Genomic DNA, 20,017 nt, shown 5'->3' on the forward strand with positions numbered 1-20,017 from the left:
GGGATTGCCCCTAATGCCCGATCGGCGAATCAGTCCTATCGTGCTGTTATGGAGCACGCACTCAGTCCCACCACTCTCACCGAGCTGCGGCGCCCGCGCCCCTATCCGGCCGTGTCCGTGCTGACGCCCACCCACCGCCGAGAGCCCTACCGGGCCCAGGACCAGGTCCGGCTGCGCAATGTCGTGGCCGAGGCCAAGAAGCAGCTGGAAGCCGATCCCTCGGTCACCCGCGAACGACGGGCGGACGTCGAGCGCCAGCTCGACCAGGCCCTCGCCGAGGTCGATCTCACCTATGCCGAGGACGGCCTGGTGATCTTCGCCGCCCCCGGCGAGCACCAGGTGTGGTCGCTCGCCCGGTCCGTGCCCGAGCGCGTGGTGCTCTCGGACACCTTCCTGACCCGCAACCTCGTCTCCGCGCAGGCCGCCGAGCGGCCCTACTGGGTGCTGTCGGTCTCGGCCGACCGCGTCACCCTGTGGAACGGCAGCCTGGACCGCGTCGCCGCGGCCCGGGTGGGCGGCTTCCCGCTGACACGGGCCGCCGAGAACTTCGACCCCGAGCGCCGGGAGCAGATCGGCGACAACCCGAGCAAGTTCCGCGACGAGGACACCCGCCACTTCCTCAAGGACGCGGACTCCGCCATGAGCTCGATCCTCAGGGCGAACCCGCGGCCGCTGTACGTCACCGGCGAACCGGCGGCGCTGTCGCTGCTGGACGAGATCGGCGGCGTCACCAAGGACGCGGTGCACATTCCGCACGGCGGGCTCGCGCACGGCACCCGCGAGGCGGTGTGGCAGGCGATCCAGCCGCTGATCACCGCCGAGGACCGCCGGAACACCGACGCCGTGGCACGGGAACTCGTATCCGCCCGTGGCCGCAAGGCGTTCGCGGCCGGCGTCGACGAGGTCTGGCGCAGCGCCCGTGAGGGCCGGGTACGGCTGCTGGCCGTGGAGGAGAACTACCGCATCACCGTGCGCGGCGAGGACGGCGACCATCTGATCCCGGCCGAGACCGGCGAGCTCGACGCCCGCGAGGACATCGTGGACGAGATCGTCGAGCAGTGCCTGGAGACCGGAGCCGAGGTCCGTTTCGTCCCCGACGGCACGCTGAACGACGCCCAGGGCATCGCCGGGGTACTGCGGTACTGAAGGCGGTACCGAGGCCGGAGCGACGAGGAGGCACAGCGGCGGCCGGCCCTGTCGCCTCCTCTCCTCACACGCCGCCGAACAGCGCGCTCAGCCCCCGTTCCACGACCGCGCCGAGGTCCTCCTCGCCGGCCGCGACGACCGCGTACGTGCGCAGCAGGAAGCGGTGCAGGCAGGCGGTGTCGAACTGGAGCAGGGCCATGCCGTGGGGCGAGTGCAGCTCCACGACCGTACGTTCCTGGCCGCAGGGCCAGATGTGCACGTCCCCGTCCCCGGCCGGCCCGCGCAGCCCCGCCTCCAGCAGGGTGCGCGCGAAGGTCCAGGTGGCCCCTTCACCATCGAGGGAGACATCGCCCGGGAAGTCGATGTACACCGCCAGCGGGTCCGTTGAGGCGTAGCGCAGCGTGGCGGGAACGGAGAGTTCACGCTCCTCGCCGGTGATGAGACGGGCGCTGGCGGGCTGCTCGAGGGCGATGTCCATGGGCGGTCTCTCCCTGCGGGTCGACGGTCGGACGGTTTTTTGCCGCTGTGCCTTTACGACCCCGCAGATGCCACTTGCATTACATCGAAGCGGACATCATTTTTGTGATCTGCATCACTACCGAGGAGCGCAGCCCCACGAACGCCGCCACCTGCCGCGCCACCCATGGAACACGTGGCCGTCGAACACGCGAATGACCGCCGTGCAATCGCGTCCCTCGACCGCCAAATCGCGTACGCCGCCTACGACTTGACCCGTTCATCGACGTACGCCATTCGCACCGGGCGATCCCTCCATGGAGACTCTGGCATATGCCGGACGCACCACCGTATCGGGTGTTGCCAAATCCCTTACAGCGAGTCGCGGGCTGTGCGACAGTCGTAACGGTCCTTCCGTCAGCCTTGGTCGTACCGTCCCCGCATCGGAGTGCGTCATGCCACCCCATCTCTCTGCGGACCGCCCCGCCGCTCAGCCGCCCGGACGCGGCTCGGTCGACGCGCTCATCACGCAGACGCGACGGCTCAAGGGCGACGTCGACGCCGTGCGGCGGGATGCCCAGAGCGACGGTTCGGATCCTCGGGAACGGTGGCAGCGGGCGCTGTGCGATCTCGCGCTGCACCAGCTCAACGACCTCGACGAGCACCTGGCGCAGCTGCGGGACGGCCCGTCCCCGGCCTCCCCGGAACCGGCGGCCACACCCACCGGGCAGGCAGTACCGCCCGCTCCCCGGCGCGGCTCGTTGCTCAGCCGGGTCGGCAGCGCGGAGTGGAACCTGCTGACGGACGAGGCCAGTTGGTCCGGTGAGCTCTTCGAGATCCTCGGGCGCGATCCCTCAGCTCCCCCGCTCACCCTCGACGAGCTGCCGTCCCTGGTGCTCGACGAGGACCGGCGGCACCTCACGGCGATGGTGACCGACTGCCTGATCGACGCCAAGCCCATCGACGGCGAGTTCCGGATCGTGCGGCCGGGCGGCGAGGTCCGTACGGTGCACATGATGGGCGAGCCCGTGCTCGACACTGACGGCAGCACGGCCTCGATGTGGGCCGTGCTGCGCGACGTCAGCGAACTGCGCCGCAGCCAGCGCACCGTGAGCGAGACCCGTGACTCGCTCCAGCGCCACCGGCACCACGCGCAGAGCGAGCACCGGCTCGCGGTCGAGTTGCAGGAGGCCGTGCTGCCGCCGTGGCGTGGCTCCCTGCGGCTCCCGCGCCAGGGCCCGAGGACACTGGATCTTTCGGCGCACCATCTGCCGTCGTCGACGAGCACGCTGATCGGCGGCAACTGGTACGACGCGCTCGAACTGGCCGACGGCGCAACGCTGTTGAGCGTCGGCGATCTCACGGGGCACGGCGTCGCCGTGGCCTCGGGCATGGCGACCCTGCTGGGCGCCGTACGCGGCATGGCGATGGCCGGCACCCAGCCGGGACAACTGATGTCCTGGCTCAACCAGTTGCTCGACGCCACCGTCCAGCCGGCCCTCGGCAGCGCCGTCTGCTGCCACTACCGGCCGGAGACCCGCACCCTGACCTGGGCGCAGGCCGGACACCCCGCCCCGCTGCTGTTCCGCGACGGGACGGGGCGCAGGCTGAGCGCGCCGGACGGCGTCCTGCTCGGCGCCACCTCGGGTGCCGTCTACGCACAGGCCGAGGAGACCCTTGAGGTGGGCGACCTGCTCCTGCTGCACACCGACGGACTGGTGCCGGGGCACAGCGGGGCGGACTCCGTGAACCCTCTCCTCGGCCTGGCCTCCCGCTTCGGCGCGGCGCACAGCGCACAGGACTGCGTACGGCTGGTCGTGGAGGAGTTCGGTGAGAGCGAGCGCGAGGACAGTGCCTGTGTGCTCGTGGCCAGGGTGACGTCCTAGTACGTCCGCGTATCGGTCAGGCGCACAATCCCCCTATGCCTGTGCGCTGTTGCCACCGCCCGGCTTCCTCGGCTTGGGCAGTGCCGACCGGATCTCCTCCCGCAGTTCGTTGATCCTCGGGTAGCTGGAGTACTCGGCGGTGAGCCGGTACATCTGGCGCAGCCGGTCCCAGGTACGGCCGGACGAGTTCGAGCCCATCGACATCAGGGCCAGCCGTGCGTACCGGTCGGCCTGTTCGGGGTCGTCCGCGATGAAGCAGGCGGACGCCATGGACAGGTTGTCGAAGATCCTTGAACGCTCCTGTGCGTCGACGCGCAACGCCAGGGCCTTCTCCGCGTAGTGCTGGGCGTGAGCGGCCGCGCCCGGCTCGAACTCCGCCAGCGTCCGGTAGGACAGAGCCTGCATGCCGTACAGGTCCGCCTCGTTGAACAGTTGCATCCAGCTCGGTGGGGGCACGTCGCTCTTGTCGGAGACGAAGAGGTCCTCCGCCTGTCCCAGGGTGCGGCGCATGGCCTGGCCCCTGCCCATCGAGGCCTGTGCCCAGGCCTCGATGGTGTGGAACATGGCCCGGGTGCGCGGCAGCACCTCGTCGCCCGAGCCGGACTGGGCGAGCTTCATGAGGTCGAGTGCGTCGTCGGGCCGGCCCAGGTGCACCATCTGGCGAGCCGCTCGGGAGAGCGCCTCCCCGGCGCGGGGCCGGTCGCCGCCCTCTCGGGCCGCGTGGGCGGCGATGACGAAGTACTTCTGTGCCGTGGGTTCCAGGCCGACGTCGTGCGACATCCAGCCCGCGAGCACGGCGAGGTTGGCGGCGACGCCCCACAGGCGCCGCTGGAGATGTTCGGGGTGACGGTAGGCGAGCATGCCGCCCACCTCGTTGAGTTGTCCTACGACCGCCTTGCGCTGGAGCCCGCCGCCGCGGGCCGCGTCCCAGGCCCGGAACACTTCTACCGAGCGCTCCAGTTCCTCGATCTCCTGCGACCCGATCGGGGCGGCCTCGTACCGGTCGAACCCGGCGGGGTCGGCGTGCAGAGGGTCGTCGAACTGAGGGGCGTCGGCCTTGAGGGCCGGGTCGGTGTGCAGCCAGTCGTGCATGGCGCTGCTGAGTGCGGATCCCGCGGCGAGCGCGGCACCCGCGCCCACCAAGCCGCGTCGGTTGAGCATGAGGTCCATTCCCGTGAATTCGGTGAGGACCGCAGCAGTCCGTTCGGGCGCCCACGGCACACCGTCGGGATGCTCCACACTCCCGCCGTCCTGCCGTTTCCCTGCACGCCCGTGCCGGACCAGACCGAGGTCCTCGATGGTCACGACACGGCCGAGACGCTCGGTGAACAGGGCTGCCAGCACCCGCGGCACCGGATCGCGCGGGATCTCTCCCATGTCGATCCACCGCCGCACCCGCGAGGTGTCGGTCGACAGCTGGGGGTGGCCCATGGCCGCCGCCTGCCGGTTGACCAGCCTCGCGAGCTCGCCCTTTGACCAGCCGGCCAGGCCGAACAGGTCCGCCAGGCGGGTGTTGGGTTCTCCGCTCACGTCAAGCCCCCAGGTTCTCGGCTGAGTTGACAGTAGCCCGGTGGGAGGTGCCTCGGGACTATTCGCCAGGGTTCGCCAGGGTGCGCCAGATGGTGTGCCACTGGGCATCGGGTGTCAGGTAGGAATGCGCCACCCCGACCCGGTTCGCCGAGGGACATTCCCCAGGGTGCACCCGGGCGGCCGGATCGGGCAGCGCTTTGTCGTCGCAGGCACACGAAGGGATCTGTCTCTCCCATGTACGCAGCATCGTCCTCCGTGTCCGCCCCGCCCCGGTCGCTGCGTGCCCGCCCGGCGGGCAGCGGCCCTTACCTCGACCCCGCGCGGCCGACGGCCGCCCCCGTGCTCGGCGCGGGCCGGACGCTGCGCGCCGCGGGGCCCGGCACCCAACCGCTCAGCGGGAGACTCGACTTGTCCGGCCCTCAGGGCGCCCAGCTGCGCACCGCCATCGCGTCGGTGCACCGGATCTGCCCGGAGTTCGCTCCGGTGCAGGTGCTGCGCCGCAGCGGGCGGTCCGTCCTTCTGGTCGGCACGACCGGGCGCAGCACGGCCGTCGCCAAGTGTTTACTGGACCACTCCCCAGTGTGGGCCGAGCGGATCCGGCACGAAATAGCGGCATACCGCTCGTTCGTCCGGCACCGCCCTCCGGTGCGCGTGCCGAGGCTGATCGCAGCGGATCCGGACAACTGCACACTCGTCATCGAGCGGATGCCCGGCCGGGTGGCGGCGCTCCAGCGGCATCCGCTGGAGGTCCCGCCGCGTGCGGACATCAGAGCGGCACTCGGCGCGATCTGCCGGCTCAACGCGTGGCGGCCGCCGGCGGGCACGTTCGACGCACCGCTGGACTACGCGACCCGGATCTCCCGGTACCACGAGCTGGGGTTGCTCACCGACCGGGACATGGGTGATCTCCAGAAGCTGCTGCACGGCATCGCGGCGACCGCGGGCCGGCAGGGCATGGGCCAGTTCTGTCACGGCGACGCGCTGCTCTCGAACATCCTGCTCTCACCGGCCGGTCCAGTGCTGGTGGACTGGGAGCACGCGGGCTGGTACCTGCCGGGCTACGACCTGGCGACGCTGTGGTCGGTGCTCGGGGACGCGCCGGTCGCCCGCCGCCAGATCAGTCAGATCGCCCAGTCGGCGGGCCCGGCCTCCCGGGACGCCTTCCTGGTGAACCTGATGCTGGTGCTGACCCGGGAGATCCGTACCTATGAGACGGCCGTGCAGCGTTCGATGCACGAAACGGCCCCGGCGGCACCGGGAATGGCCCACCCGGGTGCTGCGCCGTCCGGCGAGGAACAGCGGCTGCTGCTGAGGCGGCTGCACGACGACTGCCAACTGGCCCGACGGGCCGTGCGTGCGGCGGTCGGCACTCGCTGACGGGGACGATGGTCCGCGGTTCGCCCTGGAGACAGCGGCGTACCGCGGACCTTCGTGTGTCCGGCGGCGGCGCGTTCCTCCAGATGGCCACGAAACTCCCGGGAACGCCGGTTGACAAGGGAAATCGCCTCACCCTTGGCATGATTGACGGATCGTCGGACAGCCGGTACCACAGGGTCACGTCCGGCCCGCACGGCTCAGCGCGCCCGACCGTCCCAGGAGGCTGCATTGCGAGGATCCGTCACCGCCCTGGCCGCTGCGGCACTGCTGTTCCCGCTGCTGGGCGCGGCCCCGTCCGATGCCCGGGGCTCGGGGAACGGCCTTCAGTCGGCCTTCGCCTCCGCGGCCGCCGACTACCACGTGCCGCAGAGCGTCCTGCTCGGCGTCTCCTACCTCCAGTCCCGCTGGGACACGCACGCCGGGGCGCCCAGTGTGACGGGCGGCTACGGCCCGATGCACCTCACCGACGCCCGCACCGCCCTCGCAGAGGCGGCGCCGCACCACAGCGACGGCTCGGAGGACCCGCGCGGCGACAGCGCCCGCCCGCCCCTGCTCCCCGCGGCGAAACTGCCGCGGACCTCGGCGATCCCGGCCCGTCTCAGGACGTTGCCGAAGGCGGCCGCACTGACCGGGCTGAGCGCGAAGCGGCTGCGTACGGACCCGGCGGCGAACGTGGCCGGCGGCGCCGCCCTGCTCGCCGCCGCGCAGCAGGAGCTGGGCGAGCCGCTGAGCTCCGACCCCGCCGACTGGTACGGCGCGGTGGCCCGCTTCTCCGGCGCCGACGACACCGCCACGGCGGCGGCGTACGCGAACGACGTCTACGACGTGCTGCGCTCCGGTCAGGAGCGGCACACGGACGCGGGCGAACTGGTCGCCCTGTCCGCCCAGCCACGCCTCTCCCCCGACACCACGCAATTGCGGCAGGCGGGCCTGCGCACGCTCAGGGCAGGTGAGACCGAGTGCCCGCCGACAGTGGCCTGCGAGTGGATCCCGGCGCCGTACGAGAAGTTCGGGGACGACGACTACGGCAACCACGACCTGGGCGATCGTCCGGCCTCCGCGGACATCGACTACATCGTCGTCCATGACACGGAGGGCGCCTGGGAGGGTGTCCTCACCATGGTGCAGGACCCCACCTATGTGTCGTGGCAATACACACTGCGCTCCACCGACGGTCATGTCGCCCAGCATGTGAAGGCCAAGGACGTGGCCTGGCACGCGGGCAACTGGTACGTCAACGCCAAGTCGATCGGCCTGGAACACGAGGGTTTCCTGGCGAAGCCGGACGCCTGGTACACGGAGGCGATGTACCGGTCCTCGGCCCGTCTGGTGACCTACCTCGCGAAGAAGTACGGCATTCCGCTGGACCGGCAGCACATCCTCGGCCATGACACCGTGCCGGGCGCGACCACGTCGACGATCAGCGGAATGCACACCGACCCGGGCCCGTACTGGGACTGGCGGCACTACTTCGAACTGCTCGGGCGTCCCCTCGCGCCGACCGCCGGCCCGAACGGCGGCCTGGTGACGATCCGCCCCGACTACGCGACCAACCGGCCCCGGTACACGGGCTGCGTCTCCGCGGACCGGGCCTGCGCGGACCACGGCTCCAGCGCGGTACGGCTGTACTCCGGGCCCGGTGAGTCGTATCCGCTGATCAAGGACATCGGCTTGGGCTCGGCCCCGACCACCGGTGTGAACGACCTCTCCTCGCGGGTCTCGACGGGCCAGCAGTACGCGGTCGCCGGCCGGGACGGTGACTGGACGGCGATCTGGTACCTGGGCCAGAAGGCATGGTTCAAGAACTCGAAGAAGAGCCCGGCGGCGGTGGACGCGGCCGGTCGGGTGGTCACGCCGAAGGACGGCCTGAAGAGCGTTCCGGTGTACGGGCGCGCCTACCCCGAGGCCTCCGCCTATCCGGCGGACGTTCCCGTGCAGGCCGTGTCGCCGCTGCCGTACACCTTGCCGGCCGGCCAGCGATACGCGGTCGGCGGCAAGGTGCCGGGCGAGTACTACTACGCGGTGACCTTCGACGAGGCCTCGCACCGGGTCGTCGTCGGCAAGGACCAGTACTACGAGATCCAGTTCGGTCACCGGGTGGCGTATGTGCGGGCGGCGGATGTGCGGGAGCTGGCCTCGGGGGCGTAGCGCGTCAGCCCTGCCTGTCCCAGGTGTACCGCCGCCCGGCGACCGCCCTGAAGGTCAGCTGCCCGTCCGCGAACAGGTCGCTGCGTAGGGTGAGTTCACGCGTGCGTGCCGCCTTCAGGGCGATGCGGGTCGCCCGGCCCTGCGCCCACGCGATGTCGACGGTGGCGCCGCCGCGGGCGCGCAGGCCGCGCACCGAGCCGGTCGGCCAGGCGGCGGGGAGGGCGGGCAGCACCTCGACGACGTCGTACTGGCTCTGTAGGAGCATCTCCAGGATGCCGGAGGTGGCGCCGAAGTTGCCGTCGATCTGGAACGGCGGGTGGGTGTCCCACAGGTTGGGCAGGGTCGAGGACTTGAGCTGCTCGCCGAGCATCTTGTGCGCGTGGTCGCCGTCGCGCAGCCGCGCCCAGAAGTTGATCTTCCAGGCCTTGGACCAGCCGGTGCCGCCGTCGCCGCGTGCGGTGAGGGACACTTTGGCGGCATCCGCCCACTTGCTGCCGGGTTCGATCTGCCGGCCGGGGTGGAGCGCGAACAGGTGCGAGACGTGCCGGTGGGTGTCGGTGGGGTCGTCCAAGTCCTCCTTCCACTCCTGGAGTTGGCTCCAGGAGCCGATGTGCAGGCCGGGGTCGAGGCGGTTCAGGGCCTCCTCGACACGGCGGCGGAAGCCGGGTGTGTCGCCCAGGATCCGGGCGGCTTCGAGGGTGTTGGTGAACAGGTCGTGGACAATCTGCTGCGACATCGCCGCGCCGGCGGTGAAGTCGCCGTGTTCGGGTGAGTAGCTGGGGGTGACGACGAGGGTCCCGTCGCGCGGATCGGTGCGCAGGTTGTCGAGCCAGAACTCGGCGGCCTCCTTCATCACCGGATACGCGGTGGTGCGGAGGTAGTCGGTGGAGCCGCCGAATCGGTAGTGCTCGTACATCTGTTGGGTGAGCCAGGCCGCCGCCTCGGGGAACCAGAACGAGGTCGCCCAGTTGTGCACGCCGGTGAAGCCGTACGGGTTGGTCTCGTTGTGCACGACCCAGCCGCGCGAGCCGAACATCTCCTTCGCGGTACGGCGCCCGGGCTCACGCAGGGCCTCGACGAAGCGGTCGTACGGCGCCGTCGTCTCGGCGAGGTTGGCGGCCTCGGCGGGCCAGTAGTTCATCTGGATGTTGATGTTGGTGTGGTAGTCCGCCGCCCACGGGGGCGTGGTGCTGTGGTTCCAGACGCCCTGGAGATTGGCGGGCAGGGAGCCCGGGCGGGAGGAGGCGATGAGCAGGTAGCGGCCGTACTGGAAGTAGAGGGCTTCCAGGGCGCGGTCCGCCGCGCTGGTGCCGTCGGTGTACGCGGCCAGCAGCCGGTCGGTGGGGACGTCGGCGGGCAGTGACTGGCCGATGTCGAGGCCGACGCGGCCGAACAGGGCCCGGTGGTCGCGGACATGCCGGGCCGACAGCGCCTCGTAGCGGTCGCCGGCTCGCTCCACGGCGCGGCTGACGGCGGCGTGCGGATCCGGACCGCGGTAGTCGGGGTAGGTGTCGGCGTAGTCCGTGCCCGCGGCCAGGACGAACCAGGCGCTGTCGGCGCCGGTCACGGTGATGGTGCCGTCGGTGTGGGAGGTGACGGTGCCGCCCCGAGCGCGCACCCGCACCTGTGCCTCGAAGCGCAGCCCGTTGTCGGCGAGCGCGCCCCGCACGGTCAGGGTGGCGTCGTTCGCGGTGGCGGTGAAGTCGGCGCGGGGCGAGGTGTAGCGCAGGGTGAAGGTGACCCCGCCGGGCCGGTCGGCGCCGAGCCGTCCCACGATCACACCGTCGGGGTGGGAGGCGAAGAACTCCCTTTGGTGGCGGACGCCTTGGTGGGTGTAGGCGACCGACGCGACGGCGTTGTCGAGGTCGAGTTCGCGCCGGTAGTCCGCCGGCGGCGTGGTCGGTGCACCGGGCAGGTCGAGGTGGAGGTCGCCGAAGGTCTGGTAAGCACCGTAGCCCATCCGTGGCTGGCCCAGCCGGGCTGCGACGGACTCGGGGGCGAGGGTGACCCGCGCGTCGAGGTCGTCCTGTACGGCGGTGATCGCGTCGGGGCGGGGTGCGGGCCAGTTGCCGTGGTTGTAGCCCTGTCTGGAGCCGGGGCCGCCGGTCCAGAGGGTCTTCTCGTTGAACTGGAGCTGTTCGGAGGCGAGGGTGCCGAACACCATGGCGCCGAGCGCGCCGTTGCCGATGGGCAGGGCCTCGCGTTCCCAGTCGGCGGCGGGAGTGACGTACCAGAGCACTGACGACTCCCTCGATACATCGGAGGAATCAGCGGCGGCAACCTCGGAGGCCCCAGCCCCCAGAGCGAGCGCACCGGCGCCCGCACCAGCGGCTACCGCTGCTGCCTTCAGTGTCGTCCTGCGAGTGATCTCATGCGGCTCAAGCGACTCATACGACATGACCCCTGACGCTAGAGGTCCGATGACTCTGGCGACAAGGGTCATGACAACATGTGCGGAACCCCGAACGGCCGGGTTCCGGACGGGAGGACTCAGCCCTGCTGGAAGAGCTCCGCGGGCAGCGGCTTGAGGAGGGCGTACAGATCGTCGGTGATGGGGCGGTCCCAGGCGGCGATGGTGACCAGGACGTTGTCGCTGCGGTCGAACTGCACGCAGGAGATCCGGCTCTCGGAGAGCTTCAGGCGACGCACGATCAGCAGGTTGTCGCCCTGCATCACGGGGACGTCCTCGCCGCCGACGACGGTGACCTCCTCGTCGTTCTCCAGAGCCAGCAGCAGCTGAGCGACCTCGAACGGGATCTCGCCCTCGTCGACCTCGCGGGCCGGGGAGCCCTCCGGCAGATTGCCGATGATCATCGCGGGGCCGCGGCCGCCGAAGAGGTCGTAGCGCAGGAAGACACCCTGGCAGCTGCCGTCGGGGGCGGGCAGCAGCCCGGCGCCCAGATTGCCGGGCCAGTCGCCCGGGTCCATGGCCAGTACGTCGAAGTCGGGCCCGGCGGGCGTGGCGCTGCGGCGGCGGAGGAACGACATGTCGCCATGGTACGTGGCCGGGCGCGTTGCATGACGTGTGGGCATGGGTGCGAGGGCTGTTCCCTGGCGCGTGGGCAGGCGGTGCCGTCGGGCTCCGTCGGACCATCGGATGCCGCCCCTGCCTGCCGACGGCCGCGATATTCCGTTGCCCTCCCGCGAAGGACCTCCTACGGTCCCGATCATGCTGCCCCCCGTGGAGACCGACGAGGAATGGGACGCCGTCGTCCCCGACGAGAGCGTGATGCGTCCCGGAGCGGAGGAACTGTGCGCCCGCCTCGGTCTGACCGGCCGCCCGCTGACCCGTTTCCCGGACGGGTCACAGCCGGTCTACGCCGTCGGCGACGAGCATGTCCTCAAGCTCTTCCCCGGCGCCGCCGCCCGGGACGGCGAGGCCGAGGGCCGCGTCCTGTCCCATGTCCAGGGGCGCCTGCCCGTACCGACTCCGCGCGTGCACGACGCCGGCCCGTACGAGAACGGCTGGCGGTACGTCCTGATGTCCCGGCTGCGCGGCGAGAACCTGGCCGGCGCCTGGTCCCGCGTGCCGCACGCCGACCGTGAGCGGCTGGTCGCCGAGATCGGTGAGGCCCTGGCCGTGCTCCACCGTCTCGATCCCGGTCCGCTCGGGGAGTTCCTGGGGCCCGGGGACTGGGGCGCGTTCGTGGACCGGCAGCGTGCCGGGGCGGTGGAGCGGCAGCGCGGGCACGAGCTGTCCGCCCGGTGGCTGGAGCAGATCCCCGAGTTCCTCGCCTCGGTCCGGCTGCCGTGCACCCCGCGCCCTTCCCTGCTGCACACCGAGGTCATGCAGCAGCATTTCCTCGTCGATCCCGACGGCTGGCGGCTGACCGGGCTCTTCGACTTCGAGCCGGCCATGATCGGTGACCGGGCGTACGACTTCGTCGGTGTGGGCCTGTTCGTCACCCGCGGCGATCCGCGCCTCCTGGCCCGCCTCACCCAGGCGTACGGCGCCGCCTTCGACCCGGCAGAGCTGCTCGCGTACACGCTGCTGCACGTGTACAGCAACCTCCCTTGGTATCTGAGGGAGTTGGGCGCGCCTGCCGATGGCACACTGCCGTCGCTGGCCGAGGCCTGGTTCGGCACCGCCTGACGAAGCGCGGGCGCCTACTCGTCCGCCGGCGTGGCCGGCACCACCGCCACCGCACTCGCGGCATGCAGCAGCACCGCGTGGGTCACCGAGCCCATCATGCGGGCGGGCGCCAGGAGACGGCGTCTGTGGCGGCCCACGACGACCAGGTGCGCGCCCCTGGAGGCGGCGACGAGGTGGCCGGCGGCGTCCCCCGGGGCGACGTAGGGCTCGGCGTGCACGTCCGGGTGGCGCTCGCGGTGCGGGGCGAGGAAGCCGTCCGCGAGGGCGCGGGTCTCGGCCTCGACGGCGTCCTGGTCGTGGGACGGCGGCACGACCTGGGCGGTGGCGGCAGTCCAGATGTACAGGGGCCAGGTGTAGGCGGCGACGACCTGGAGCCGGGCGCCGCGCAGAGCGGCCTCGGCGAAGGCGAAGGACAGGGTGGCGTCGTCGGGGCTGTCGACCTGAAGACCGACGACGACCCGCAGCCCCGGTTCGATCGGCCTCTCGTCGTGAACCTCGCGTCCGGGCTTGGGCACCACGACGACCGGGCACCCGGCATCCCGTGCGACGGCCATGCCTGTGGAGCCCAGCAGGAGACTCGCGAAGCCGCCGCGCCCCCGCGAACCGAGGACCAACAGCTGGGCGGCGGTGCCCAGTACGGGCAGTGCCGTGGAGGCCGCGCCCGCGAGGGCCACGAACTCCGTCGCCGGGCGCTCGACCCGCCCGTCCAGATAGCGGCGCACCCGGTCGAGCACCGGGTCGTCCTCCGGTACCGGCCGCCCGGCGGGCAGGACGTCGGGCCTGGCCCAGGCGGCGTACTGCTGCACATGGACCACTCGCAGCGGCGCCTCGCGGACCAGGGCGGCGTCGAAGGCCCAGTCCAGCGCGACGAGGCTGTCGTCGGAACCGTCGACCGCCGCGATGACCGGCAGGGTGCTCATGGGTTCTCGCCTTCCCGGAATACGACCTTCCCCTCCCCGGGGTCAGCCTGGCCCAGGCGTCGGCCCCAGGGGGGTTCTCAAGGTCGCGTGTCCGGAAATACGGGCGGAACACACCCGGATCGGCCCGAAGGCAGGTGTCAGGTCAGGTCGAACTCGCCCTCCCTCGCGCCCGACACGAACGCGCCCCACTCGGCAGGTGTGAAGATCAGGGACGGGCTCTGTGGGCTGCCGCTGTTGCGCATCGCGATGAACCCCTCGACAAAGGCGATCTGGACATCCCCCAGGCCACGGCTGCTCGAGTGCCAATCGGCGTTGCTGAGGTCCAGCTCCGGCTTCTCCCAGCCCGTGAACGGCTGCTGCTGGATGGTGCTCTCGGCCACGTCCGTGCTCCTCCCGATTCGTCGTCCGCGGGCCAGCCTAGCGATCGGTTCGGAGTGCCGACAGGCCACGTGAGGGGGACCTTTGCGGAGCCGTCTCCCCCGCCGTACGGGAGTGTTCTCAGGCGTCCGGGGGCTCGGCGCCCACGAGCCACATCGAGAAGAACTGCGATCCGCCGCCGTAGGCGTGTCCGAGCGCCCTGCGAGCCCCGTCGACCTGGTGCTCCCCGGCCTGTCCGCGCACCTGGAGGGCCGCTTCGGCGAAGCGGATCATGCCGGAGGCGCCGATGGGATTGGTGGACAGGACGCCGCCCGACATGTTGACGGGCAGGTCGCCGTCCAGTTCGGTGGCCCCGGCCTCGGTGAGCTTCCAGCCCTCGCCCTCGGCGGCGAATCCGAGGTTCTCCAGCCACATGGGCTCGTACCAGGAGAACGGCACGTACATCTCGACGGCGTCGATGTCCCGGCGCGGGTCGGCGATGCCGGCCTGTCGGTACACGTCGGCCGCGCAGTCCTTGCCGGCCTGCGGCGACACGGCGTCCTTGCCGGCGAAGAGGGTGGGCTCGCTGCGCATCGCGCCGCCGAGCATCCAGGCGGGCGGCCGAGGCGCACGGGCGGCCCCGGCCCGATCGGTGAGGACCATCGCGCAGGCGCCGTCGGACGACGGGCAGGTCTCCGAGTAGCGGATGGGGTCCCACAGCATGGGCGAGGCCTGGACCTTCTCCAGGGTGATGTCGTGCTCGTGGAGGTGCGCGTAGGGGTTCTTCAGCGCGTTGCGCCGGTCCTTGTACGCCACCAGCGAGCCGATCGTGTCGGGCGCGCCGCTGCGTCGCATGTACGCGCGCACGTGGGGGGCGAAGAAGCCGCCCGCCCCGGCCAGCAGGGGCTGCTGGAAGGGGATCGGGAGGGACAGTCCCCACATGGCGTTCGACTCGGACTGCTTCTCGAAGGCGAGCGTCAGGACGGTGCCGTGGACGCGGGCGGCGACCAGGCCGGCGGCGACGAGGGCGGTGGATCCGCCGACCGAGCCGGCCGTGTGCACCCGGAGCATGGGCTTGCCGACCGCGCCGAGCGCGTCGGCGAGATACAGCTCCGGCATCATCACGCCCTCGAAGAAGTCGGGCGCCTTGCCGATGACGACGGCGTCGATGTCCGCCCAGGTCAGCTCGGCGTCGTCCAGTGCCCTTCGGGCGGCCTCCCGGACGAGCCCGGCGATCGACACGTCCCGTCGCGCCGCGACGTGCTTGGTCTGACCGATGCCTACGACGGCCACGGGCTCCTTGCTCATCGCGGATCCCCTTCGAGTACGGCGACCAGGTTCTGTTGGAGGCAGGGGCCGGACGTGGCGTGTGCGAGCGCCCGGTCGGACTCGCCCCGGTGGACACGGGCTGCGGCCTCACCGATGCGGATGAGCCCGGCGGCCATGACCGGGTTCGCCGCGAGCGCCCCGCCGGACGGGTTGACGCGCACACCGTCGTCGAGCTTCAGCGCCTTGCGCAGGACGACCTCCTGCGAGGTGAACGGCGCGTGCAACTCGGCGGTGTCGACGGGACGTTGGAACACTCCGGCCTTCTCGGCGGCGAGGCGGGTCGAGGGCGAGTCGGTCAGGTCGCGCACGCCTAGCCCGTGGGCCTCGATGCGGTGGTCGATGCCACGGATCCAGGCGGGCCGGTCGCACAGCTCACGGGCCCGGTCCCCCGCCGCGAGGATCACGGCGGCTGCTCCGTCACCGATGGGCGGGCAGTCGCCGGTACGCAGCGGTCGTACGACGTACTCACCCTGGGGAACCGAACCGCGCAGCTGAGCATGGGAGTTGGCGGTGGCGTCGGCGCGGCTGCGGGCGGCGACGGCGGCGAGCGCGGGTTCGTCCGTGTCGCCGGCGTCGATGAGGGCCTGGGCCTGGAGGGCGGCGAGGGCGACGGAGTCGGGCCAGAGGGGGGCGACGTAGTAGGGGTCGAGCTGGCGGGTGAGAACGTCGCGCAGCGGACCCGGCGAGGACTTGCCATAGGAGTAGACGAGCGCTGTGTCGGCGTCCCCGGTCAGCAGTTTGGTCCATGCCTCGTACAGCGCCCACGCGCCGTCCATCTCGACGTGCGACTCGGAGATCGGCGGCCAGGCGCCGACGCCGTCCAGGGCGAGGGTGAAGGAGAAGGCGCGGCCGGCGAGGTAGTCGCTGGAGCCGGAGCAGGTGAAGCCGATGTCGGCAGTCTTCAGGCCGGTCTGGGCGAGCACCTCGTGCAGGACCGGCATCAGCATCTCGACCTCGGAGAGCTCCTCGCTGGTACGCCGGTGCTCGGTCTGCGCGAAGGCGACGACGGCGATCTCGCGGTTCACAGCAGCTCCCTGTAGGTGTCGTAGTCCGCGTCGGGCTCGCCCGTCGGCCGGTAGTGGTCGGGGTAGCGGGCATCTTCCGTCCACACCGGTTCGACCCGCAGGCCCATCCGCACCTGGTCGTAGGGGATGCCGCCGATCCGGCCGTGCAGGGCGAGGCCGGCACCGTCGAGGGCGATGTGGGCGTAGACGTAAGGCACCTCGATGTCGAGGTTCTTCGCCTTGATGTTGACGATGCAGAACGTGGTGACTGTGCCGTGTGGACCTACCTCGACCTGTTCTGATGTGGCGAGGCCACATGTGGGGCACGCACCCCTCGGCGGGACGTACACCTTGCGACAGGACGGACAGCGTTCGCCGACGTTGCGCTGGTCGGCGAGGGCGTTGATGTAGGCGGTCTGGGCGCGGCCGGGCGAGTAGGTGTAGTCGAGTCGCGCGGGGGCGACGATGCCGGTGACCGGGTCCTCGAACTCGCCGGTGTGGCCGGTGCGTTCGGCCTGACCACCGGCGAACGGCTCGAAGCAGGCGATGTCCGTGATGGCGCCGGTGCGCTCCTCGGCCCAGCGGATGCGGACCCGCATGCCGGTGTGCACGGCGTCGGGGCCGGGTGCGTCGAGGGCGTGCAGGAGAGCGGTGTCGGCACCGTCGAGGCGGACCAGGACCCAGGCGAAGGGGGTGTCGAGGGGCTGGTCGCGGCGGGGGGCGTGGTTCCAGGCCCAGGTGGTGACCGTGCCGGTGGAGGCGACTTCGACCAGGTCACGGATCTCCTCGGCGGTGACGGGGTCGTACTCGACGGGCGGAACGAGCGTACGGCCGTCACCGGTCCGCACCCCGAGCACCACACGTTCGCGCAGCCCGGTGAGGAAGGCGCTCTGGACCGGGCCGAGGGAGCGGGTGAAGGGGAACTCGACGACAAGGGGAGCTTTGAGGACTTCGGGCATCGGGGGCGTGCCTCCTTGAGAGGTCGGTGCGAGGAGCGCCGCGTAAGGGGCGCGGGGCTGTGACATTTGCGGCTCCGCCGCGTGGGCGCGACCAGCCACATTCGACCCGCGGCTTTGAACCGGACAGGCCGGCGCAGCGCCTACGCCCGCTTGTAGACAGGCGGTCGCTTCTCCGCAAACGCGCGGGCGCCTTCCTTGGCATCCGCGGTGTCGAAGATCGGCCACCCGCGCTTGAGTTCGGCGGCGAGACCGTCGGTCTCGGACATCTCCGAGCTCTCGTAGACCGACGCCTTGACGGCCTCGACGGCCAGTGGGCCGCACGCGTTGACCTGTCCGGCGATGTCCAGGGCCTTGGCCAACGCGGTGCCGTCCGGGACGACGTGTCCGATCAGGCCGATGCCGGCGGCCTCGCGAGCGCTGTACGGGCGTCCCGTGAGCAGCATTTCCAAGGCGTGGGTGCGCGGGACCTGCCGTTGCAGACGGACCGTGGAGCCGCCGATCGGGAACAGGCCGCGCTTCACCTCGAACAGCCCGAAGGTGGCCGACTCTCCCGCGACCCGGATGTCCGTGCCCTGGAGCATCTCGGTGCCGCCCGCGACGCAGTACCCCTCGACGGCTGCGATCACCGGTTTGCGCGGCCGGTGGTGGCGGAGCATCGCCTTCCAGTGCAGGTCGGGGTCGGCCCTGAGCCTGTCACGGTAGTGCTCGCCCTCCATGCCGTTCCCGGCGAGGGCCTTGAGGTCCATGCCGGCGCAGAAGCAGCCCCCCGCTCCCGTGAACACGATGGAGCGGATCGAGTCGTCGGCGTCGGCCTCGACCCAGCCGTCGTAGAGACCGACCAGCATCGGCAACGAGAGCGCGTTCTTCGCCTCGGGCCTGTTGAGCGTGAGCACCAGTGTGGCGCCCTCGCGCCGCACGGCGAGGTGTTCGGTCCCAGCCATGACCAGTCTCCCCTCTGACAGAACGAGAACAGGTTGCAGGAGGGGCGAAGGCACTTCAAGGGTTTTCTGACAGTCAGTCAGATTCTTTTGCGCGGAGGCTTCACAGTTGTGCCGCCCTTTGCTCTGATGACCGGCGAACCGTTGGTGAACCGTGCCCTGTCGAGGTCAGGAGGAACGGTGGAGTACAACCTTGCCGACCTGTTCGAGTCGGTCGTCGACGCGGTTCCCAACCGCGAGGCGCTCGTGTACATCGACCACCCGGGCACGGGCGCGGAGCGCCGTCTGACCTATGCGCAACTGGACGCGGCCGCCAACCGGATCGCCCACCATCTGATCGACAGCGGGATCCGCCCCGGCGAACACCTCGGGCTCCACCTCTACAACGGCACCGAGTACCTCCAGACGGTACTGGCCTGCCTGAAGGCACGGATCGTGCCGGTAAACGTCAACTACCGTTATGTGGAAGAGGAGTTGGTGTACCTCTACCGGGACGCCGATCTGGTGGCCCTGGTCTTCGAGGCGGAGTTCACGCAGCGGGTGGCGGCGGCGCTGCCGCGAGTGGAGGGGCTACGGCATCTGGTGCGCGTGGGCACCGTGGCTCCCGGTGCGGTGCGCGCGCCGGTCGTGCCCGCCGTGGCCTTCACGGACGCCGAGGCCACCGGGTCGCCCGAGCGTGGGTTCCCGGAGCGGTCGGGCGACGACCAGTTCATCATCTACACCGGCGGCACCACCGGGATGCCCAAGGGCGTGATGTGGCGCCAGGAGGATCTGTTCTTCTCGGGGCTGGGCGGGGGCGCGCCGACCGGTGAGCCGGTGAAGAAGCCGGAGGAACTCGCGGAACGCGTGGCTGCGGGCGGCGACGGCATCACCTTCTTCCCCACCGCCCCGCTGATGCACGGCACGTCCACGCTGACCGCCTTCATCGGCTTCAACTTCGGCCAACGCATCGTGATCCACCGCAAGTTCGCCCCTGAAGAAGTCCTGCGGACGATCGAGAAGGAGAGGGTCACCAGCGTGTCGCTGGTGGGCGACGCGATGCTGCGGCCGCTCGTCGACGCGCTGAACGGGCCGATGAAGGGCACCGACTGCTCGTCGATGTTCAGTGTGTCGTCGTCCGGGGCGATCATGTCCGACACGGTGCGCCGGCAGTTCCAGGAACTGGTCCCGAACGTCATGCTGCTGAACAACTTCGGTTCCTCGGAGTCCGGCTTCAACGGCACGGCGACCGAGGACTCCGGCCCCGAGCGCGGCTTCCGCATCCGCGTCAACTCCCGTACTCAGGTGGTGGATCCGGCAACCCACGAGGTGGTCGCCGCCGGTGAGGTGGGCCGGGTCGCGCAGTGCGGCCATGTGCCGCTCGGCTACTACAACGACCCGGGGAAAACCGCCGAGACCTTCTTCGAGAAGAACGGCCGACGGTGGGTGCTGCTGGGCGACATGGCCACGGTCGACGAGGACGGCGTCGTCACCGTGCTGGGCCGCGGCTCGCAGTGCATCAACACCGGGGGCGAGAAGGTGTACCCGGAGGAGGTCGAGCAAGCACTCAAGTCCCATCCCGACGTGTACGACGCGCTGGTGGCCGGCGTGCCGGACGCGAAGTGGGGGCACCATGTGGCGGCCGTGGTGCAGTTGCGCGCGGGCGCGGTGCGGCCGTCGCTGGCGGACATCCAGACACACTGCCGCTCCCATCTCGCGGGATACAAGATTCCCCGCCAGCTGGTGATCACGGACTCGATCAGGCGCTCGCCCAGCGGCAAGGCGGATTACCGCTGGGCCCGCGAGGTGGCGGCGACTGCGGACGGGTGAATTCCGGGCAGGTCCGATTGAACCTAAGGTGACGTGCGGACGTACTTGTGGTGGCAGGCTCGGTC

General features: G+C 70.9%; 16 protein-coding genes. 6 read left to right on the forward strand and 10 right to left on the reverse strand.

What is annotated here, in order from left to right:
- Positions 1 to 48 precede the first annotated feature (48 nt).
- A complete protein-coding gene (locus KUM44_RS15160) occupies positions 49 to 1,146 on the forward strand; it encodes a chemotaxis protein (RefSeq protein ID WP_217208396.1) in 1,098 nt (365 codons plus the stop codon).
- A 64-nt stretch (positions 1,147 to 1,210) separates the two neighbouring features.
- On the opposite strand, the gene KUM44_RS15165 is transcribed toward KUM44_RS15160, so the two are convergent.
- Positions 1,211 to 1,624: an SsgA family sporulation/cell division regulator gene (locus KUM44_RS15165; protein WP_217208397.1), complete on the reverse strand. Its 414-nt coding sequence runs from the start codon at positions 1,622 to 1,624 to the stop codon at positions 1,211 to 1,213.
- Positions 1,625 to 2,057: 433 nt separating this feature from the next.
- Between KUM44_RS15165 and KUM44_RS15170 the strand changes: the two genes are divergently transcribed.
- Entirely contained in the window at positions 2,058 to 3,488 is a 1,431-nt protein-coding gene (locus KUM44_RS15170) for a PP2C family protein-serine/threonine phosphatase (protein WP_217208398.1), read from the forward strand.
- A gap of 33 nt (positions 3,489 to 3,521) precedes the next feature.
- Here the strand turns inward: KUM44_RS15170 and KUM44_RS15175 are convergent, their stop codons facing one another.
- Positions 3,522 to 5,018: a hypothetical protein gene (locus KUM44_RS15175; RefSeq protein ID WP_217208399.1), complete on the reverse strand. Its 1,497-nt coding sequence runs from the start codon at positions 5,016 to 5,018 to the stop codon at positions 3,522 to 3,524.
- A 234-nt stretch (positions 5,019 to 5,252) separates the two neighbouring features.
- Between KUM44_RS15175 and KUM44_RS15180 the strand changes: the two genes are divergently transcribed.
- Together KUM44_RS15180 and KUM44_RS15185 are read left to right on the forward strand one after the other, a co-directional pair.
- Positions 5,253 to 6,395 (forward strand): aminoglycoside phosphotransferase family protein, encoded by a 1,143-nt coding sequence (locus tag KUM44_RS15180; RefSeq protein ID WP_217208400.1) that lies wholly within the window; start codon positions 5,253 to 5,255, stop codon positions 6,393 to 6,395.
- Between the two features lie 228 nt (positions 6,396 to 6,623).
- A complete protein-coding gene (locus tag KUM44_RS15185; protein ID WP_254389553.1) occupies positions 6,624 to 8,543 on the forward strand; it encodes an N-acetylmuramoyl-L-alanine amidase in 1,920 nt (639 codons plus the stop codon).
- Between the two features lie 4 nt (positions 8,544 to 8,547).
- Here the strand turns inward: KUM44_RS15185 and KUM44_RS15190 are convergent, their stop codons facing one another.
- Together KUM44_RS15190 and KUM44_RS15195 are read right to left on the reverse strand one after the other, a co-directional pair.
- Positions 8,548 to 10,782: a glycoside hydrolase N-terminal domain-containing protein gene (locus KUM44_RS15190; protein ID WP_217208401.1), complete on the reverse strand. Its 2,235-nt coding sequence runs from the start codon at positions 10,780 to 10,782 to the stop codon at positions 8,548 to 8,550.
- Between the two features lie 251 nt (positions 10,783 to 11,033).
- Complete coding sequence (locus KUM44_RS15195) at positions 11,034 to 11,531, reverse strand: hypothetical protein (protein ID WP_217208402.1); 498 nt, start codon at positions 11,529 to 11,531, stop codon at positions 11,034 to 11,036.
- A 181-nt stretch (positions 11,532 to 11,712) separates the two neighbouring features.
- On the opposite strand from KUM44_RS15195, the gene KUM44_RS15200 reads away from it, so the two are divergent.
- On the forward strand, positions 11,713 to 12,636 hold the full coding sequence (locus tag KUM44_RS15200; RefSeq protein ID WP_217208403.1) for an aminoglycoside phosphotransferase family protein: 924 nt from the start codon (positions 11,713 to 11,715) through the stop codon (positions 12,634 to 12,636).
- Positions 12,637 to 12,650: 14 nt separating this feature from the next.
- On the opposite strand, the gene KUM44_RS15205 is transcribed toward KUM44_RS15200, so the two are convergent.
- From KUM44_RS15205 to KUM44_RS15230, 6 genes are all read right to left on the reverse strand, one after another.
- Positions 12,651 to 13,556 (reverse strand): universal stress protein, encoded by a 906-nt coding sequence (locus KUM44_RS15205; RefSeq protein ID WP_217208404.1) that lies wholly within the window; start codon positions 13,554 to 13,556, stop codon positions 12,651 to 12,653.
- A 137-nt stretch (positions 13,557 to 13,693) separates the two neighbouring features.
- Positions 13,694 to 13,936 carry a DUF397 domain-containing protein gene (locus tag KUM44_RS15210; protein ID WP_217208405.1) on the reverse strand — a complete coding sequence of 81 codons (243 nt, stop codon included), beginning with the start codon at positions 13,934 to 13,936 and terminating at the stop codon, positions 13,694 to 13,696.
- Positions 13,937 to 14,054: 118 nt separating this feature from the next.
- Positions 14,055 to 15,221, reverse strand: a complete 1,167-nt coding sequence (locus KUM44_RS15215) for a thiolase domain-containing protein (RefSeq protein WP_217208406.1) — start codon at positions 15,219 to 15,221, stop codon at positions 14,055 to 14,057.
- On the reverse strand, positions 15,218 to 16,267 hold the full coding sequence (locus KUM44_RS15220; protein ID WP_217208407.1) for a thiolase domain-containing protein: 1,050 nt from the start codon (positions 16,265 to 16,267) through the stop codon (positions 15,218 to 15,220). Before KUM44_RS15220 ends, KUM44_RS15215 begins: the two co-directional genes overlap by 4 nt.
- The gene (locus KUM44_RS15225) at positions 16,264 to 17,205 is read right to left on the reverse strand and encodes a Zn-ribbon domain-containing OB-fold protein (protein WP_217208408.1); all 942 of its coding nucleotides are present in this window, start codon (positions 17,203 to 17,205) and stop codon (positions 16,264 to 16,266) included. Before KUM44_RS15225 ends, KUM44_RS15220 begins: the two co-directional genes overlap by 4 nt.
- 140 nt (positions 17,206 to 17,345) lie before the next feature.
- Positions 17,346 to 18,146: a crotonase/enoyl-CoA hydratase family protein gene (locus tag KUM44_RS15230; protein WP_217208409.1), complete on the reverse strand. Its 801-nt coding sequence runs from the start codon at positions 18,144 to 18,146 to the stop codon at positions 17,346 to 17,348.
- A gap of 177 nt (positions 18,147 to 18,323) precedes the next feature.
- Between KUM44_RS15230 and KUM44_RS15235 the strand changes: the two genes are divergently transcribed.
- Positions 18,324 to 19,952 carry an acyl-CoA synthetase gene (locus KUM44_RS15235; RefSeq protein ID WP_217208410.1) on the forward strand — a complete coding sequence of 543 codons (1,629 nt, stop codon included), beginning with the start codon at positions 18,324 to 18,326 and terminating at the stop codon, positions 19,950 to 19,952.
- Positions 19,953 to 20,017 lie beyond the last annotated feature (65 nt).

Source organism: Streptomyces sp. AC550_RSS872, assembly GCF_019049285.1.
GTDB lineage: Bacteria > Actinomycetota > Actinomycetes > Streptomycetales > Streptomycetaceae > Streptomyces.

Bases quoted from the DNA above. Each gene is read 5' to 3' on its own strand.
- KUM44_RS15215 (WP_217208406.1), bottom strand. From the start codon at position 15,221: ATGAGCAAGGAGCCCGTGGCCGTCGTAGGCATCGGTCAGACCAAGCAC.
- KUM44_RS15230 (WP_217208409.1), bottom strand. From the start codon at position 18,146: ATGGCTGGGACCGAACACCTCGCCGTGCGGCGCGAGGGCGCCACACTG.
- KUM44_RS15170 (WP_217208398.1), top strand. From the start codon at position 2,058: ATGCCACCCCATCTCTCTGCGGACCGCCCCGCCGCTCAGCCGCCCGGA.
- KUM44_RS15195 (WP_217208402.1), bottom strand. From the start codon at position 11,531: ATGTCGTTCCTCCGCCGCCGCAGCGCCACGCCCGCCGGGCCCGACTTC.
- KUM44_RS15200 (WP_217208403.1), top strand. From the start codon at position 11,713: ATGCTGCCCCCCGTGGAGACCGACGAGGAATGGGACGCCGTCGTCCCC.
- KUM44_RS15205 (WP_217208404.1), bottom strand. From the start codon at position 13,556: ATGAGCACCCTGCCGGTCATCGCGGCGGTCGACGGTTCCGACGACAGC.
- KUM44_RS15225 (WP_217208408.1), bottom strand. From the start codon at position 17,205: ATGCCCGAAGTCCTCAAAGCTCCCCTTGTCGTCGAGTTCCCCTTCACC.
- KUM44_RS15165 (WP_217208397.1), bottom strand. From the start codon at position 1,624: ATGGACATCGCCCTCGAGCAGCCCGCCAGCGCCCGTCTCATCACCGGC.
- KUM44_RS15160 (WP_217208396.1), top strand. From the start codon at position 49: ATGGAGCACGCACTCAGTCCCACCACTCTCACCGAGCTGCGGCGCCCG.
- KUM44_RS15180 (WP_217208400.1), top strand. From the start codon at position 5,253: ATGTACGCAGCATCGTCCTCCGTGTCCGCCCCGCCCCGGTCGCTGCGT.